The following is a 19,301-nucleotide window of genomic DNA, read 5'->3' as shown; positions in this document are numbered from 1 at the left end:
ATAAAAATGATAAGAAAAAAATATAAAAAATATTTAGCAGTTAAAATATTGGTAGTAGTAATGGTTGTATTTTTATCTGTTGCAATAATGTTGCCTTTAGTAAAGTTAGCATCGTTATTTGGGATAAATATTCAAGAGAATACGGGTTTAAACTTTAAACCAAGTTTTGGTCTCATTTTCTTTTTCTTTCTATTTGGAATATGTTCCATCACCATAATTTGGTTAGCGCAAAAATATATTCATCAAAAACCATTAAGTCAACTTGGATTTAAACCTAAAATTGGACGAAATCTATTTTTCGGCTTCCTATTTGGTGTAATAATAGTAGCGAGTAAAAACATAATTTATGGTATAAGTGCAGAAACCATAGAATACAATCCTATTACTGTTCCCGATAGCGTTTCATTTCTTACTTATGTTGGATATTACATTTACTTTCTTATTGGTTTTATAGCGTGGAATTCTTTTATTGAAGAACTTGGAACACGAGCATACCCAATTGAAAAATTAAAAAAATACATAAATCCGCATATCATTTTTGTTATAATGGGATTAATATTTACACTTGGGCATTTTATAGCAAGAGAGTTTGATGCTCATTATTTTATAGGTCTTTTTGGATTTTCATATGTTTTTTCTCTCTTATATTATTATTCTCGTTCTATTTGGTTAGTAGTTGGCGTCCATAGTGGTGTTAATTGGGTTAATTTTACGTTTTTTGGAACAAATTGGGAAATAGGTGGTTTATATAATATTAAGATTTCAAATTTCCCCTCTTGGATTTACGATTACACAGGAATTATTATTTATGCAATGCTATTAGCATTAATAGTGTTACTAAATAAAAAAGGTTTTTTCGATAAACATTTCCCTAAAACAATTAAATAATAGAAGAAAGACTAAGCCCAACAACGTGTATATTTAATTGCTAGGTCACTGCCGACTTACGAAAATTCCGCTGGAATTTTCTATCTGTGATTTGTTTGCTAACTTAGTTGTTTAACCACGCAACTAACCATACACAAGACCGTTGGCAACAAGGTTGAAGAAACATTGCGCATCAAAGCAAAATTAGAATATGATTAATAAAATTGAGAAACTTGTATCAATAGGAAAGTATCGTAATTACACAGCCACAGGACAAGTTAATTTCAAAAAACTTACTTTAATTTATGGAGATAATGGTGGCGGAAAAACAACTTTGACTTCTGTACTTAGGTCGCTTACTTCGGATAATCCTTCAATAATTAGAAGTAGAATTTCTACAGCTCATACTCAAAATCAAGCTGCTCAAATAACACAGCTTGGAACACCAAACATCTATCACACTTTTGGAGCTTCTGGATGGACAAGACCCTTTCCTAATATTGAAATTTTTGACATTCATTTTGTTAATGAAAATATATACTCTGGATTTGACTTTAACGAAGAACATAAAAAACAACTTCACCAATTTGTTATTGGTGCTCAAGGTGTTGCTATTCAAAATCAAATAGAGCAAAATAAATTAGATAAAGCAAATTCAAGACAGAATCAAACTATTCTAGAATCACAATTAATTCAGCAAGTTGGCAACAATATTACTTCTGAATTAATTACCAGCTTTTTGTCAATACCATCAACAGATTTCAATGGAATTGACCCAGCGATTACAGCTGCAGAATTGAAATTAACAAATGCAAGGGCAAATTCTATAATCCAAACTTTACAATTAACGATACCGATTGCGCCTGTTAATGCAAATATTAATTTTACAACTTTACTCACAGATTTACAAACAACCATACAGTCTATTCAAAATCAAACATTAGAACAGTTATTTGCAAGTCACTGTCAAGATTTAAATGATAATACCATTCAATCAGCCGAAAATTGGCTTCAAACTGGTTATAAATATATTACTTCTAAAGAATCTAAAAACGAAACAGATTTAAATTGTCCATTCTGCCAACAAAGTATTAATAATAGTATGGATATTATTAGTGCTTACACAAGTAAGTTTAAAGAAGAATTCAATGCATTTTTAGTTAGGTTAAGAACACATCTAACATCACTTCAAAATTTTAATTTGGACGCCACCATTCAAGGCATAAATACTGGTTGCACATCTAATAATAGTAAAATTACATTTTGGGCAAATCATTTACCGAATACGGTTCAAGCGCCAATAAATTCATTGATTTCAAATGCTAGTGAATTACAGACAGAGTTTCAAACTCTAATTTCATTAGTGGAACAAAAAATACAAAATCCAACAACAGCCATAAATACAAGTTCATTAACCACTTTTCAAACATTAATACAAGATTTAACAACGAATATCACTGCATATAATCAAAGTGTTACATTATACAATACTGCTATAACCGCATTTAAAGGCGGAATTCAAACAATAGAAAATGCTCAATTAGAAGTTGATAGATTAAAGAGAATTAAGAAAAGGTTTGAGCCAGCTATTGTTCAAATTTGCAATCAAATAGTTGCTGAAAAGCAACGTTTGAGAGCGCTAACAACTGCATATCCAATATTAATTCAACAACAAAATACAGCAGCAACCGCATTCTTCAGCAGTTATCAAACCAGAATTAATCATTATTTAGGTGCTATTTTCAAAACACCGTTTAGAATTGATACTGTAGAGCATATTGCACCACGAGGAAGAGCTACTCAAAGTAAGATAAATTACACGCTTACGATTAATGGCAATCCCATTTCATTTGATACTAATCAACCTCTTAGCGCAAAAGAATGTTTGAGTGAAGGAGATAAAAGTACAATTGCTTTAGCTTTTTTCTTATCAAAGCTTGATATAGACCCAAATCATCAAAATAAAATACTAGTATTTGATGATCCTTTGTCAAGTTTAGACACAAATAGAAGAACATATACTATTGGTATAATTAAATCAGCTTTATCTCAACTTAAACAAGTAATTGTTCTAAGTCATAATGAATATTTTTTGCACGCCATTGGAAAAGACATTCCTATTGCAGATAAAAGTACATTGAGAATTAAACAAAACTTCTCAGCCAATTCATCTGAATTAGAACCTTGCAACCTTGAGGAATTAGTACAAAATGATTATTTCAAACATCTCAAAGCGTTAGAAAATTTCCGAACTAATCCAGACCACTCTATAAAAGATACAGTTCTCGGATGGTTGAGAAACGTTTTAGAATCTCATTTACGCTTTAAATTCTATAGAGAATTGCGAACAATGACTGGACAACAGACATTCGGTAGATTAATTTCATTTTTAGATACATCAGGTGTGATTTTCAGAGATAATGGAAATCGCTCTGATATAATCAATAATTTGAATCTGATAAATAGTGTTTCCTGGATGCCACATCACGGAAATCCTGCACCTAACTATTCGATAATCGGAATAAACCCACATACTATTACTGCAAGTGAATTAGACAATTTAATACAAGATACTTTAATGCTAATTGACACAAGACTTTAAATGGATTAAAGAACAAAACCCAGCTGGTAACACCGTATATAATTTATTGCTAGTTCTAGCCTACTTACGAAAATCCTTGCGGATTTTCTATTCGGTTTTTATTTGCTAAATTAGGTGCTTAAACCACGCAACAAACCATAGTGTGCCAAGAATCAGTCACGGCAATAAACTGACTGAATGCTGTAAATAAGATGATGGTAGGTCTATCAGAGTCGTTGTATAAGCGAGACTTTAAACCACCTAAAGGTGCTGTAATTAACAGTTATGGTGCTGAGCGTTTAGGAGAATCCAGCCCATGAGGTTGGCAGGTATGAATAAAGGAGTTGAATGAAAATGAACCGCTGATGAGGTGTCGAGAAGTTGCAAACCTCCAGTCAAAAGCTACGAAGTATGATACTGAGTGAAAATTATTGAATTCAATTAGAGTATAATAATTACAGAAGTAACCTATTTATTTTCTGTAAGTCTGGCGTCATTCAGGTGGCAAGACCTTTATTTAGGCTTATTTACGGAACTTGGGAAACTGCTTATAAATGTCAGACTTGTTTAAGGCTACCGCTAGAGGATTCGCTTCCAGTAAAAAGGGAAATACTCAATTGGAACAACCAAGAGGTAGCATACCGAAGTTATAAGCAGAGGCAGACTAAGCCGCAGTAGTGATGAAGTTTCTGTAATGGAAATGGAGCAAAGGGCTTAGCTTATACGCAGTTATTTATTTATCAACTCAATTAATTTGAGGATGAATTTATAAATAACGTAAAAATCGCTTAGATTTGTATAAGAAGAGCCGTGTGAGGGGAGACTTTCAAGCACGGTTCTGTGAGAGGTTTAGGGTGAAACTCCCTTTACCTACTCGATTACAAACACGTTGGTACACATTTAAAAATTACAAAACTTGTAACCAAATTATTGGTTCGAATATTTTATAACAAATATCGGCTAATTGATTTTATACCGACTTTTCAATTCAAAATCCTGAAAAAGAGGCATAAGCTATTCCTAACAACTGAGTATATAAGATAAATTGCTGTTGAAGTTGAAAACTTGGCTGCTTTCAGTTTTAAAATATTATGCTTAGGGTATAAGAAATTGTAGGTTTTTCCCGATAAATTTGTTCTTCTCAAATCGTTTAGGCTTTGCCGCTTTCGAAAAACAGTAAAACCAGCCCAAAAGGACTGGTTTTATTGCTGAAAAATCATTCTTGGCTTTTTGAGTAAGCAGATACTTTAATTACGCAAGCTATTAAATTAAGACTTATTAATAGATTAAGTCAAACCTATCTAGTTTCATAACTTTCTCCCATGCAGCGACAAAGTCTTTTATAAACTTTTCATTGGCATTGCTACTACCATAAACTTCTGCCAAAGCTCTCAATTCGGAATTTGAACCAAAGATTAAGTCCGCGCGGGTAGCTGTATACTTAACTTCTCCAGTGTTTCTGTCTTTACCTTCAAATTCTTCTTTTGTATCTGAAGTTGCTTTCCATTCCGTGCTCATATCTAAAAGATTAACAAAGAAATCGTTGTTTAATTTATCTTTATTTGTTGTAAATATGCCGTGTTTCGATCCATCAAAGTTAGCGTTTAGAGCGCGCATACCTCCGACTAAAACAGTCATTTCAGGTGGTGTTAGTGTGAGTAATTGTGCTTTATCAAGTAACAACTCTTCTGTGGAAATCTTATATGGAGTTTTTAAATAATTTCGGAAACCGTCAGCCATAGGCTCTAGTAACTCAAAAGACGCTATATCTGTTTGCTCTTGGATGGCATCCATGCGTCCAGGTGTAAATGGAACTTCAATAGGATACCCTGCGTTTGAAGCTGCTTTTTCAACTCCTGCATTACCTGCCAAAACAATTAAATCGGCCAGGGATACTTTCTTAGCGCCAGATTTAGCATTAAAGTCACTTTGAATTTTTTCAAGTACCGTCAAAACTTTTGCTAATTGCTCTGGATTATTTACTTTCCAATCTTTTTGAGGTGCTAAGCGTATTCTTGCACCATTAGCACCACCTCTGCGGTCAGACCCACGATATGTAGAGGCTGAAGCCCAAGCTGTAGAAACCATTTCGCTGATTGTTAAACCAAAATTTAAAACCGATGCTTTCAAATCAGAAATATCTTTAGCAGTAATCAACTCATGATTTACTGCAGGAATAGGGTCTTGCCAGATCATATCTTCTTTTGGTGCCTCTGGTCCTAAATAAGTCGTCTTTGGCCCCATATCTCTGTGTGTTAACTTAAACCAGGCACGTGCAAAGGCCTTGTCAAATTTATCAGGATTTTCATAAAACTCTCTTGAGATTTTTTCATAAACAGGGTCAAATCGTAATGATAAATCTGTCGTTAGCATCGTAGGATTATGCATTTTTTCTGAATCAAAAGCATCTGGAACCATCATTTTTGGATTTTTAGCCTCCCACTGATGTGCTCCTGCTGGACTTTTGCTCAACTCCCATTCGTTTTCAAATAAATTAAAAAAGAATAAATGGCTCCATTGGGTAGGTGTAGAGGTCCAAATGACTTCTAGACCAGAACTAATAGCATCAGCTCCTTTACCTGATTTATACGTACTTTTCCATCCAAACCCTTGCTCTTCAATATCTGCGGCTTCAGGCTCAGGACCAACATGAGAAGCGGGTCCTGCACCGTGTGTTTTTCCTAGGGTATGTCCTCCAGCTATAAGAGCGACTGTTTCTTCATCATTCATCCCCATTCTACCAAACGTTTCACGAATATCTATGGCAGCAAGAACAGGATCGGGATTACCATTTGGTCCTTCAGGATTCACATAAATTAATCCCATTTGCACAGCAGCTAAAGGATTTTCAAGTTCACGATCCCCTTTATAACGCTCATCATCTAACCATTTGGTTTCCTTACCCCAATATACATCCATATTAGGCTCATACACATCCTCTCTACCACCTGCAAAACCAATAGTTTCAAAACCCATTGATTCAAGAGCTACATTACCTGTAAGTATTAATAGATCAGCCCATGAAATTTTATCACCATATTTTTGTTTTATAGGCCATAAAAGCCGTCTTGCTTTATCCAAATTAACATTATCAGGCCAGCTGTTGAGGGGAGCAAAACGTTGCTGACCAGACCTTGAACCGCCACGTCCATCGCCCGTACGATACGTACCTGCACTGTGCCATGCCATTCTAATAAACAAGCCACCGTAGTTACCATAATCTGCAGGCCACCAATCTTGTGACTCTGTCAATACTTTACGAATGTCATTTTTAAGCGCGTCGTAATCAAGTTTGTTAAATTCTTCGATATAATTATAGTCTTTACCCATAGGGTTCGATAAAGCAGCATTTTGACGAAGCATACTTAAGTTTAACTGATTAGGCCACCAATCGCTATTGCTGGTAGCTTTCATATTCGAAATGCTTTTCTTGGTAGCACCTGAATAAGCATCTATAGATTCCTTCTTGTCCTGACATGTCGTAAATAGTGCACTTATGACAACTATCAAGCAGCCTAAAATAATTTTTTTCATATACTTAAGTTTTAGATTAATGCTAATTATTAATTGAGCAAGCAGGTCAAATATAAGATAAGTAAAACGGCAATAAAATGACTTTCGTCATTCAAAAAAATAATATAATATAGCACAGCATTTCTAAATTAGTGTTGTCCGATTAAAATTAGCTAAAGTGTTTTAAAGTATTGATAATATTAATTTTGAAGAGCCTTTAAAGTAGCATACCTTGCTTTTAAAACCGCTTTAGAATTTATGATGTATCGAAAAATTTAAAATCATAATAATATTGTTTTTCAGTTAGTTACATTCAAGTCTTTGTTCTTTATTCTAACAGCGAAAGCAGTCTTTTTATCTTTTATCGGACAACAATGTTTCTAAATATGAAACAGCCTTGCAAAAATGAGAGGCTTTGTTTTATAAGATTTATTCATCAACAAAAATCCATAAATTTAGTTTTAATGATATGGAGTGTCTACATATTTACCCTTTTGTTACTCTTTTGGGCGTTACAAAGATGTGCTCGCTGACCCAAATACTTATGCCTCTGTACCTGCCTTCCGGCAGGCTGGTGCGGTTTCTGCTTGGCATGTCCTGAGCGAAGCCGAAGGGTTACCCCTTGCCCATAAGGGTCTTGCACCCTCTAGATTAATTATTTATCTTTCGATAAATTAAAGATGTCCATACTGGGCACACATCGAGTATATAATAAACAAGGGGTACAAGTTGCTTTTTTAAATTAGTTAATATCTATTTATTTTTTCAATGCCCGAAATGATAAGTTATTTTAACCCTTGATGCTAAAGGAAAACCTTTAACTTTACTTAATGGTGGTAACTTACTCCATTTATTAGAAAAGCACGGAACAAAGGCGAGAATTAACATAAAAGAAGCTAAAAGAATATTCAATGATTCAATAAATTGAAAAAACAAAAACCTACAGCCAATAACTAAGCATATAGCGTGCCGATAGGCCAACGATATATGCCTTGTTGACTGATCCATTGGGAAGAATAAGGGGTAAAACGACCGTTTGGGATTGGGTTTTAAAAGGAATGTGAAAGGGGGAAAGGAAAGAGTTTTCAATATTTCGGTTACATACGAGCTATTTGTGATGGGTTTTAATTTAAACGATTTATATAAACAATTTAAAATCAACAAAGCAACAGTATAGCACTAGATTTACCACGTATCAGCCATAAATGTTGTAATAGTTTGGAATATGGTGCAATAGTTTTTGAAGTAAGGAAATAATTGCACAGTTAAAGGTTTACAGCGAGATTGCATACCTTTCCAACGTTTTTCTTTTGGGTAAATCTTATGTAATGTCCCATTTCTTTGAAGTGTTAAATTTCAGATTATTTTAATTTTTCTATAGCTGACCACCTTAAATCGGTTAATGTTGAAAAAATAAAGGCAGTTTTAAAATAGGAATTTCGCATTCTATTTTTACTGCTTTTTGTAATTCATCTAATGTTAAGAATTCACGATGAGGAGGCTCGCCTTGTTTAAAATGCTTTACATTTTGACCAGGATTTATTTTTTAGAATATCATCTTTAATAGCTTGTTTTAAACTTGACATAAATTTTCCAAAACATGAATGTTTAGAGTTTTGAGATAGTTTTTTTCCAGCTCTAGCAATTGCATCCTTATCAAAATAATTTCTAAAATTTTGTACAAAATTTTTATCTACATCTTTAAAAGTAATATCATTTGGACAAAATTTATATAAGTGTTTAACAAGCTATTCTGGTTGCCATAGTTACCATCACTATTGTTTTTTGTTTCTGCTAATATTTTTACATAACTGATAAAGCCGCTTTTTAACTTTTCAATATCTTAAAATCCATAAATTCCATTTTGCATTTCTATTTGTCATTGAGCGCAAATAGTTTCAGCTCATTGTTTTGTCTTTTTATTTACGACTCTTTCTGTTTGGGTTTTTGGGTTAGGAGTGAGGTAGAGCCTTATATGATACATTATGTAGCGCTATAGTGCATAATTATTTATATAAATAATAATTTACCAATTTGGGCAACAAATAATCAATAAAGGCAACGATTGGACAATAAATTTAATTAAAAAAGAATGAATAGGCAACAACTAAAAGCAAGTAAAATATTTTAAATTACATAATATCAGTTAGTTATGTGTTAAAAGAAAGGTAATTACTTTCCAATACAAAAGTTGCTAAAAATATGCCCCAAAATATCTTTATCAACATCGTAATCTCCTGTGATTGCACCTAAATATCGTAAACATTCTCTAATATCAATTGAAAATAGATCGGTAGAAATTTCTAAATCGATGCCTTGTTTTACAGAGGTAATTGCTTGTAGAGCATTGTTTAAGGCTTCAAAATGACGAGAATTGGTTACAATCGTTTCATTATTACTCAAAGCACCAATATTTACCAAAGACGTAAGTTCTTCTTTTAAAGCATCAATACCCGTTTTATTTTTTGCAGAAATTAGAATTAAATTCTCAATTTCAGATTGTAGGATAGTAGTTTGATCTAGAGAAAGATGATCAATTTTGTTTGCAATGACTAACAAACGTTTATTGGGGAAACGAGTTTTTATTGTTTGGATTTCAGTTAGAAATAAGTCTTGAGCCGTACTAAATTTATTGGCATCTATTAACAAAATAATGAGTTGTGCATTATCTGCTTTTTCATACGCTTTTTTTATCCCAATATTTTCTATTACATCTTTTGTAATTCTTAAGCCAGCAGTGTCAATAAATCGAAAGGCAACACCGTCAATAATAATTTCGTCTTCTATGGCATCTCTAGTAGTGCCCGCAATATCAGAAACAATGGCTTTTTCTTCATTTAAAAGTGCATTTAGTAAGGTAGATTTTCCCACATTAGGTTCCCCAATAATAGCTACGGGAATTCCGTTTTTCATGGCATTTCCAAAAGAAAAAGAATCAATTAATCGTTTTAAAACAAAGGTAATTTTAGCCACTAATTCTTTAAACTTTGTTCTGTCCGCAAACTCTACATCTTCTCCAGAAAAATCGAGTTCAAGTTCTATTAAAGCTGCAAAATCTAACAATTGTCCGCGTAATTCTTTTAATTCATTGGTGATGCCGCCTCGCATTTGCTGAATCGCCATTTGGTGACTTGCGGCAGAATTAGAAGCAATTACATCGGCAACAGCTTCAGCCTGACTCAAATCCATTTTACCATTTAAAAATGCGCGCATGGTAAACTCGCCATTATCTGCCATTCTGCAATTATTCTTTAAAAATAATTGAATAATTTCTTGCTGAATAAAAGTAGATCCATGACACGATATTTCTACTACATTTTCTCCAGTATAAGAACGTGGATTTTTAAAAATTGAAACTAAAACTTCATCTAAAATAATTTCTTCATCCAAAATATGTCCTAAATGAATGGTATGTGTTTTCTGGTTTTTTAATGATTTTCCTTTTTTTATGGATCTAAAAAATGCATCCACAATAGCAATAGCATTGTCACCAGAAAGTCTTATTACAGAAATTGCACCAACTCCAGAAGGAGTTGCCAATGCAATAATAGTATCGTTTTGAATCATGATGTAAAAATACATAAAGATTTTACACAAAATAAAAGCCCAACACTTTTTATGTGTTGAGCTTCATCGTTAAAAATACAAAAATACGATATAATAAAAAATTTTATTATTCTACAAAAGTTGTATTCATTTCCTTTTTGGTGTCTTTAGACCAAGTATTTAGCATCCATGTAGATTTTTCTAACCGCCTAACATAAGGACGAATTAAATCGACGGTACCTTGATCTGTTGCTTTCTCTGCTCTGTTAATTACCTTTCCTAATTGTTCTAATAAAATTTTATGATCTCCAATGATATTTTCAACCATTTCTTTATCAGATAATAACGGACTTGATTCTTTTATTTTTGAGACTTCTAAATAATCAGACAGTTTACTTATCGGATGATATTTTAAGGTGATAATTCTTTCTGCTACTTCATCAATTTTTATCCTTGTATCGTGGTACATTTCTTTAAATTTGCTGTGTAAATCAAAAAAATTTTTTCCTAAAATATTCCAATGAAAATTTCTTAATTTTTGATAATATACCTGATAATTGGCTAATAAAACATTCAATTCAGTTACTACAGGTAATATTTTTTCCTTCTCTATGTTCAAGTAATCCATATATGTAGTTTTAATTATTAATTTATTCAACACAAATTTAACGCTAAATTTTAGTTAGAATTTGCTCATACAATTTAGATATTAGCGCATATAAAAGAAGGGTGATTTTTAATTTAATTCATAAAAAATAACACTATTATTTTTTGAAAATATGTTAAAGAAGATCATTTTTTTCTTTTAATAAAAGGAAAAGTAAAGACTTAGTTACTGTTTTTTTTGATAAAATACTATAGTAAAAAACACATGTTATCACTATAATTTACAATGATAAATGCCATTTGAATTCATTTATTTTTAAAAATTTATTGAACTTCGGATACGGATTATTTAAAATAGATGTTTAGTTTTGTAATTAATTCGTGTAACGAAACAAGAATTTGTACGCCTAATTGTAGAGGTATAACAAAATTAATCAACAAAATGAAAGAAGATAAACAGCTATTGGTTTTAACACATTTAAGTCAATTATTAGATTTTGCAACTGGTATTGGAGGTTTCATTGTTCCGTTAGTTTTATGGCTCACTAAAAAAGATGAAATTTTAGGAATGGATGCGCATGGCAAAGCAATTTTAAACTTTAGAATATCCATGTTTTTATACATTTTAATTTGTATTCCTTTGATTTTATTTTTGGGTTTAGGTATTTTAGGTTTAATTACAATCGGTGTTTTCTATCTGATATTTCCAATTATAAATGCTATAAGGGCTAGTAATCATGAGGTTCCGAATTATCCATTATCCATAAAATTTATCAAATAATATAGGTATGTTTTTTTGGGCGTTACCAAGTAAAAAAACTTGGTCAGGCTTTTCGCTACAATCTTTTCATTTAAACAAATGAAAAGGATTTTCACTACAATCCTTAACGCGGGCGTATTGAAGTATGAAGAGAAAGTTAGGTTTTAAATTGCTTGACGTATAAAGTCTTCATATTCATAAAAAAAGAGTTCAAATTGATTCATGTTATCAACATAAAACTCATAACAATCTCGCCAAGTATTTTTATTATAGATGCTAAACTTACTATCAAAAGGAACATAAATTCTTCTAATAATTTTACCTGAATCTAATTGATAGTTTTCGTCAAAAATAACATCTGGTAAAAAGTCTGTTTCTAATAGGTTTTTTAAAGAAATTAATTGGTCATACAACAATTCATTCGCAATATCTTCCGGATGTTCAAAATCTAAACAAACCATTGCTTTTTTTCTATCCGCAACAAATTTAAAGGAGAACCCTTTTATTTTAGTGTTGTATAGTAACCATTTTCTTGGAAAAGATTTTCCAAAACTGGTCCAAAATAACTTTCGCAAAGCAGCAGCTTCTTCTTTAGAGAACATTTTGTAGTGAAGGGTTAAAGTTTAAGATTCAAGATTCAAGTTCAAAATTTAGAATTTTAAATATTGAACTTTGAGTATTTCTACCCATGAATTTTAGCCAAATTGCCTCTTTCTTTCATCATTTCTGCTTCAAAAGCTAGTAAGGAATTCCATTTTTCATCAACAATTTTTCTATCTTGATATGCTCTTGCAAATTTTAAAAAAGTAGTATAATGGTTGGCTTCAGAAATCATTAAGTTGTTATAGAATTTACACAATTCTTCATCCTCCATATTTTCAGAAAACACTTTAAAACGCTCACAACTTCGCGCTTCAATTAAAGCTGCCACTAATAAACGTTGCACCAAAGCATTGGTTCTATCTTTTGTTTTATGAAAAAATTTCTGCAAGCGTATCGCATAATCGTTTTTTTGCTCACGTCCTAAAACCATTCCTCGTTTTACCATTAATAAATGTACCATTTTAAAATGTTGCATTTCTTCAATAGCAATATTGCTCATTTCTTTTACCAATTCAGTTTCTTCTGAATAATTGATAATAATAGAAACGGCGTTTGAGGCTGCTTTTTGTTCTAAAAAAGCATGATCTGTAAGTATTTGTTGTAAATTATCTTTGGCTATTTCTGCCCAAGAAGTTGTGGTTTCAAATTGTAATCCTAACATCGATATGGTTTAAAATGTAAAAGTAAAACATATTCCTATTTTTAGTGTAAAACAGACAAAAACTTTATCAAATTTAAAAGCATTATTTACAATTATGAAACATGATTATTAAGTATCAAATCTAAAATTTAAGGCTTCTAAACTTGTTTTAGAGCCCACAAGAGTCATTATATCTCCCAAACGCAAACGAGTATATCCATGAGAAACTAATAATTGACCTCTTCTTCTAACGGATAAAACCAACACATCAGAAGGTAAACGTAAATCTCGTAAACGCATTCCGTGAATATCTTCATTTCTAATTTCTACATCCATAGAATCTTGATTTTCATCCATACCCAATAGGAGAGAGGTGGCATTTGGAGAACGTACAAAATGATCTAATAAACTTACCATGGCGGTTGCAGGTTCGATAATTAAGGCTCCTAATTGATGAAATTTATCAAAATTCTCTCTTTTGTTTAACCGGACTACCACATTTTTTGTGCCAATGTTTTCGTAAATTAGTTCTGCTAATTGATAATTTTTTTCATCACTTAACATTAAAACGATTCCTTCTGTTTTTTCTAATTGAAGTGATAAGATACTTTTTAAAGAAATATCTTCTAAATGCACATATTCAAAATTAGTTTGCTTATTAAAATCCGTGGTATCAAATCCTATTAAACGAGTTTCCCAATTTTTCTTTTCTAGTTCATTAGCTAATGCAATAGATTGACTTTCTACACCAAAAATTACGGCGTCTCTTGTGCCATCAAACTGTTGCAAACTGGCTTTGGTATGACTTTCTTTTACAAAATTTAACGCCCATTTAAACAACGGTGGTCCAACTAATTGATTGATGACGATAATAGCAATAACGATGGCTTCAAATTCAGAACCCCAAGTAGGAAATTCGTTAGAAATAATGGTTGCCAAACCCAAGGCAACCCCGGCTTGCGTTAAATAAGGCATCCAAGCAATAAAGCGATATTCCTTTTTATCTTTGGCTGCATAAACACCAAATATTCCACCAAAAAACATCGTTAGTAAACGTAAAAAGAACAAGGCAAATGCAATTCCGAAGACACTATATAGCACTTGTAACGATAAAGAAGCACCCGTTAAAGTGAAGAAAACAATATATATAAAAGGACTAATTTCTTCTAACAATTCAGAAAACTCAATTCGATGTTTACTGTAATTAGTCAACACAAAACTACCAATAATACAAATTAAAAGTGGTTCTAAAACAAACTCGTGATGCAAATAAATAGCCGTTTCTAATTTTACATAGTAAGCAAAAATATAAACTCCGTAACCAATAATAACAATGATAAAAGCTTTTAAACTTTGCGGAATTTTATAATTAAAAGGGATTTGTAGCAACTTACCAAGAAGATATCCAATTCCGAAAGAAGCAACCAACTCTAAAAATAAAATGACCAAAAAGAAAATACCAATTTCATCGCCATTGATAAACGCTTTTGATATGGAGAAACAAATAGCAAACAGGATAATTACTAAAACATCTTTTACAACCGTTACACCCATTACCGTTTTGGTAAACGGACCATTTGCCCGCATTTCATTAATAACGGCTATGGCAGATGAAGGCGAACGTGCAACAAAAATAGTTCCGAATAAAATAGAGATCGCTATTTTAGCTTTTGCAGGCAAACCAGCCATAAAAGGAATTGAATTTGCTACAAAATAAATGACCAAAGAAGAAATCACAAAAGTGATTATTAATTGACCAATAGTCATCCACTTAATGCTTTGTATTCTACTTCTTAAATCATTCAAATAAAGTTCAGAACCCGCAGAAAATGCAATAATAGCCAATGCAATTTCATTTAAAAAGTGTAGTTTATCGATGGCATCAACCGGAATAAAATTTAAAACGGAAGAACCAGCAATGATACCTGTAATGATTAAACCTGTAATGAGAGGGAATTTAATTTTTTGAAAGACTTTAGCAATTTGATTGGCTGCTATCGCAACGATTACAAATCCGACTAAAAAAAATAGTATTGATTTTATGGGCATTCAAGTTTGTTTTGGTAAAGCTAAAAGCTAAAGATATAAATTAAACAGTGTTGCGCAAATTATTCTTCTTTATAATCATAGAAAGTTCCAATCTTTAAATAATACCAGTAAATTAAATCATTGTTGTCTGATAAAAGATAAAAAGACCGCTTTCGCTGTTAGAATCAAGAACAAAGACTTGGCTGTAACTAACTGAAAAAAATATTATTATGATTTTAAATTTTTCGATGCATCATAAATTCTAAAGCGGTTTTAAAAGCAAGGTGTACTACTTTAAAAGCTCTTGAAAATCAATACTATCAATACTTTAAAACTCTTTAGCTAATTTTAATCGGACAACACTAAAATTAAAATAATAAATGTTCTAAGATCCTGTTCATTTTATACTTAACCGAAACGAATAGTTGTTTTATTAAATTTCAACAAATAATAACTTGTTTATAATTTTGATTGTTTTGTTGATAATCTTTGTGATTAAGAAAAAAACTTTGAATTTAATTTTAAAGATGGCTAAACATGCTTAAATTTAGCAATTCATAAGGATTTAAAAATATGATAGAATTAGCAGGAATTATTATTTTAGGAATATTGGCACAATGGGTTGCATGGAAGCTAAAAATTCCGGCAATATTACCTTTAATATTAATAGGATTACTGGTTGGACCAATTGCTGCTACTTATTTTAGCGAAGATGGCACTAAATGGATAGAACCTGTTTGGAACGGTGAAAAAGGATTGTTTCCTGGAGAGAGTTTGTATTATTTTGTTTCTTTAGCAATTAGTATCATTCTTTTTGAAGGCGGATTGACTTTAAAAAGAAGTGAAATTAAAAATGTAGGTCCTGTAATCACAAAATTAATTACTTTAGGATCGGCAATTACATTTTTTGGCGCAGGTATTTTAGCACATTATATTTTTGATTTAGGTTGGGATCTTTCCTTTCTTTTTGCAGGTTTAATCATTGTTACAGGTCCTACTGTAATCACACCAATTTTAAGAAATATTCCATTAAAAAGAGATATTTCTACTGTTTTAAAATGGGAAGGCATTTTAATTGATCCTATAGGAGCGTTGGTTGCCGTTTTAGTTTTTGAGTTTATTAGTGTTGGCGGTGGCGGCGGTTTTACCAAAACAGCTTTAATTGAATTTGGTAAAATCTTGTTATTCGGTACAACTTTTGGTTTTACATTTGCCCATGCATTGGCGTATGCAATTAATAAAAAATTGATTCCTCATTATTTATTAAATGTAGTTTCTTTATCAACTGTTTTATTGGTTTTTGTAGAATCAGAGGTTTTTGCTCATGAATCAGGCCTTTTAGCAGTCGTGGTAATGGGAATGGTTTTAGGAAACGGAAAATTAAAAAACTTAAAAGAATTGCTTTATTTTAAAGAATCTTTAAGCGTATTATTGATTTCAATTCTATTTATCTTGCTCGCAGCAAACATTAATATGAATGATTTAATGCTTTTATATACCTGGAAAACTGCTACTTTGTTTGCGATTATTGTTTTTGTAATTAGACCTTTAGCCGTTTTTGCAAGTACCATGAATTCAAAATTAAAATTAAATGAAAAATTATTTATTAGTTGGGTAGGTCCAAGAGGAATTGTAGCAGCAGGAATTGCCTCATTATTTGGAAGTAAACTTTTAAAAGAAGGCGTGGAAGGTGCTGAATATATTACCCCTTTGGTGTTTATGATTGTATTAGGAACCGTATTATTAAATGCTACCACAGCTAGATTATTTGCGAAAATGGTAGGCGTGTTTTTAAAGAGTTCAGATGCAATTTTATTTGTAGGTGCTTCAAATCCTTCTAGACTAATTGCCGGATATTTAAGAGATAAAGGGAAACGTATTGTATTAATTGATTCGAATAAGTATTTTATTGAGCAAGCTCTAGAAGAGGATTTAGAAGCGATTATCATGGATATCTATGATGATAATTTAACGGATAATATAGAGTTAAATGATGTTGGTTATTTAATAGCCATTTCGGGTAGTGATGCAGTAAATAACCATGCCATCATGAATTTTTCTAAAGATTTTGGAGAACATGGTGCTTATAAAATAGCATCTTCTGTTGAAGCTAAAAATGCAACGGATGAGCAAAGAAAAACATTTTTTACACCCAATGATGATTTTATTAATTTAAGTGAGGCTTTTAGGGAAAGCCCTGTAATTCATGAGGTTAGTATTAACTCTAAAGAAGAATATCAGAATGCCATTAAACTTTTGGGAAAAGAAGAAAAATCAATTCCATTGTTCATTGAAAAAGGTGACGATATTCTTTTAATTGCAGAGTTTGAAAAACTTGGATTAGAAATGAAAGATTTGGTATTGTCTTATTTGGGCAAAGAAATGGATTTTCAAGAAAAATAAGCCACTTTTTTTAAATCTAATAGTCCTATACATTTTTGTTACAAGTCTAACTCAAAAGTTTGACGTAATTTTTCTAATAACGGATTCACTTCTTTCATTTTATTAAACTTTTCTAAAGGTGTATAGGCAAACTTTTTTTCAATGGTTTCATTAAGTTTAACAAAAATATCAATTCCGTAGTTATTCAATTTTTTACGCAGAAAATTCAATAATTTTGGTCTTCCTTTTCTAAACTGTTCTTCCATTAATTTATTCGGCACTGAAAAAGAAACTTTAAAATTAGGTTCTAATTTAGGAACATCAGTGGCAAAAATAGAAGCGATACTTCTTTCTCCCTTTTGCTGAAGAAAAGTGATATAAGATATCCAAAGATCTTGTAATTGTTTTTCTGTAAAAGAATCTTTTGGGTGATTGTCAAAATTTTCTTCAACAACAGATTTTTTTACTACTTTTTTCTGATGGATACTTTTTAAAGAAAGTGATGATGTGCGTCTTTGGGCAGACTTTAGAACCGGTTTTTCTAGTTTTGGTTTTTGTTCTGAAAGTTTTTGAGTTTCTAAAGGTGCAACTTTTTTCTGAACAATTTTTATAATCTTCTTTGGTGCAGGAGAAAGTGCTTGAAAAAATGTTGCTGGAATTATGTAATTAGCTGGCTTTTTTTTTTCTCCATCAAAAGTGATAGAGGCAATCTGCATTAAAGTTAACTCGACCAGCAATCGTTTATTTTTACTCGCCCTATAGTTTAAATCGCAATCATTTGCTTTGTGAATAGCTTGCATTAAAAAAGGAATGCTTGCTTTTATTGACTGCGTTAAATATTTCTTTTTAGCGGCATCACCAACTTCTAATAATTCTATGGTTATTTTATCTTTAGCCACTAATAAATCTCTAAAATGACTAGCCAATCCGTTTATAAAATGATGTCCTTCAAAGCCCTTCGCTAAAACCGTATTGAAGGCATTTAGAACTTCCGGAATTTTATTGTTTAACAACAAATCTGTCATATTAAAATACGTATCGTAATCTAATACATTCAGATTTTCCGTAACCGCTTGTCGCGTTAAGTTTTTTCCAGAAAAACTAACCACTCTATCGAAAATAGAAAGTGCATCTCGCATGGCACCATCTGCTTTCTGAGCAATAATATGCAACGCATCATCTTCTGCTGTTATTCCTTCTTTTTCACAAATAATTTTTAGATAGTTTTTAGCATCTAAAACACCAATTCGCTTAAAATCAAAAATTTGGCAACGAGATAAAATAGTCGGAATTATTTTGTGTTTTTCTGTAGTTGCTAAAATAAAAATAGCATGTGCAGGTGGTTCCTCTAAAGTTTTTAAAAAAGCATTAAATGCAGATGCAGAGAGCATATGAACTTCATCAATAATGTATATTTTATATTGTCCAGTTTGTGGCGGAATACGAACTTGGTCTGTTAAACTCCGAATATCATCCACAGAATTATTAGAAGCTGCATCCAATTCAAAAATATTAAATGCAAAATCTTCATCTTCAGAAAGTTCAGCATTTTGCTGGTTAATTTTCTTTGCTAAAATTCTAGCACAAGAAGTTTTCCCAACACCACGCGGACCTGTAAATAATAGCGCTTGCGCTAAATGATTATTTTTTATAGCATTATCTAACGTGTTTGTAATGGCTTGTTGCCCAACAACATCCACAAAATTTTGAGGACGGTATTTACGTGCAGAAACTATAAAATGCTCCATTTATTTATTTAGATTTAGTCACAAAAA

Annotated in this window: 12 protein-coding genes; 4 read left to right on the top strand and 8 right to left on the bottom strand. The window is 31.7% G+C overall.

Going from position 1 to position 19,301, the window contains the following annotated elements; genetic code table 11:
• Positions 1-6 precede the first annotated feature (6 nt).
• Positions 7-888 (top strand): CPBP family intramembrane glutamic endopeptidase, encoded by an 882-nt coding sequence (locus K8354_RS07010; protein ID WP_223446684.1) that lies wholly within the window; start codon positions 7-9, stop codon positions 886-888.
• 190 nt (positions 889-1,078) lie between these two features.
• The gene (locus K8354_RS07005) at positions 1,079-3,469 is read left to right on the top strand and encodes an AAA family ATPase (RefSeq protein WP_223446682.1); all 2,391 of its coding nucleotides are present in this window, start codon (positions 1,079-1,081) and stop codon (positions 3,467-3,469) included.
• Between the two features lie 1,257 nt (positions 3,470-4,726).
• Here the strand turns inward: K8354_RS07005 and katG are convergent.
• The 4 genes from katG to K8354_RS06985 all read right to left on the bottom strand — a co-directional run bounded on the left by katG (position 4,727) and on the right by K8354_RS06985 (position 11,135).
• Positions 4,727-6,982: a catalase/peroxidase HPI gene (katG, locus tag K8354_RS07000; protein ID WP_223446680.1), complete on the bottom strand. Its 2,256-nt coding sequence runs from the start codon at positions 6,980-6,982 to the stop codon at positions 4,727-4,729.
• Between the two features lie 1,490 nt (positions 6,983-8,472).
• Positions 8,473-8,673 (bottom strand): phage integrase SAM-like domain-containing protein, encoded by a 201-nt coding sequence (locus tag K8354_RS18800; RefSeq protein ID WP_223447629.1) that lies wholly within the window; start codon positions 8,671-8,673, stop codon positions 8,473-8,475.
• Positions 8,674-9,133: 460 nt separating this feature from the next.
• Positions 9,134-10,528 (bottom strand): tRNA uridine-5-carboxymethylaminomethyl(34) synthesis GTPase MnmE, encoded by a 1,395-nt coding sequence (gene mnmE / locus K8354_RS06990; protein WP_223447627.1) that lies wholly within the window; start codon positions 10,526-10,528, stop codon positions 9,134-9,136.
• 106 nt (positions 10,529-10,634) lie between these two features.
• Positions 10,635-11,135: a Dps family protein gene (locus K8354_RS06985; protein WP_223446677.1), complete on the bottom strand. Its 501-nt coding sequence runs from the start codon at positions 11,133-11,135 to the stop codon at positions 10,635-10,637.
• 420 nt (positions 11,136-11,555) lie between these two features.
• On the opposite strand from K8354_RS06985, the gene K8354_RS06980 reads away from it, so the two are divergent.
• Entirely contained in the window at positions 11,556-11,894 is a 339-nt protein-coding gene (locus tag K8354_RS06980) for a DUF4870 domain-containing protein (RefSeq protein ID WP_223446675.1), read from the top strand.
• 143 nt (positions 11,895-12,037) lie between these two features.
• Here the strand turns inward: K8354_RS06980 and K8354_RS06975 are convergent, their stop codons facing one another.
• From K8354_RS06975 to K8354_RS06965, 3 genes are all read right to left on the bottom strand, one after another.
• Complete coding sequence (locus tag K8354_RS06975; RefSeq protein WP_223446673.1) at positions 12,038-12,475, bottom strand: DUF4268 domain-containing protein; 438 nt, start codon at positions 12,473-12,475, stop codon at positions 12,038-12,040.
• Positions 12,476-12,555: 80 nt separating this feature from the next.
• Positions 12,556-13,137: a MiaE family protein gene (locus tag K8354_RS06970; RefSeq protein ID WP_223446671.1), complete on the bottom strand. Its 582-nt coding sequence runs from the start codon at positions 13,135-13,137 to the stop codon at positions 12,556-12,558.
• A gap of 108 nt (positions 13,138-13,245) precedes the next feature.
• Positions 13,246-15,165, bottom strand: a complete 1,920-nt coding sequence (locus K8354_RS06965; protein WP_223446669.1) for a cation:proton antiporter domain-containing protein — start codon at positions 15,163-15,165, stop codon at positions 13,246-13,248.
• Positions 15,166-15,717: 552 nt separating this feature from the next.
• Between K8354_RS06965 and K8354_RS06960 the strand changes: the two genes are divergently transcribed.
• Complete coding sequence (locus tag K8354_RS06960; RefSeq protein ID WP_223446667.1) at positions 15,718-17,547, top strand: cation:proton antiporter; 1,830 nt, start codon at positions 15,718-15,720, stop codon at positions 17,545-17,547.
• Between the two features lie 38 nt (positions 17,548-17,585).
• Here the strand turns inward: K8354_RS06960 and dnaX are convergent, their stop codons facing one another.
• Entirely contained in the window at positions 17,586-19,274 is a 1,689-nt protein-coding gene (gene dnaX, locus K8354_RS06955; RefSeq protein ID WP_223446665.1) for a DNA polymerase III subunit gamma/tau, read from the bottom strand.
• Between the last annotated feature and the right edge of the window lie 27 nt (positions 19,275-19,301).

Source organism: Polaribacter litorisediminis (assembly GCF_019968605.1).
GTDB classification, from domain to species: domain Bacteria; phylum Bacteroidota; class Bacteroidia; order Flavobacteriales; family Flavobacteriaceae; genus Polaribacter; species Polaribacter litorisediminis.
The sequence above is the reverse complement of the archived record's forward strand: the minus strand, read 5'-3'. Positions and strand labels throughout refer to the sequence as shown.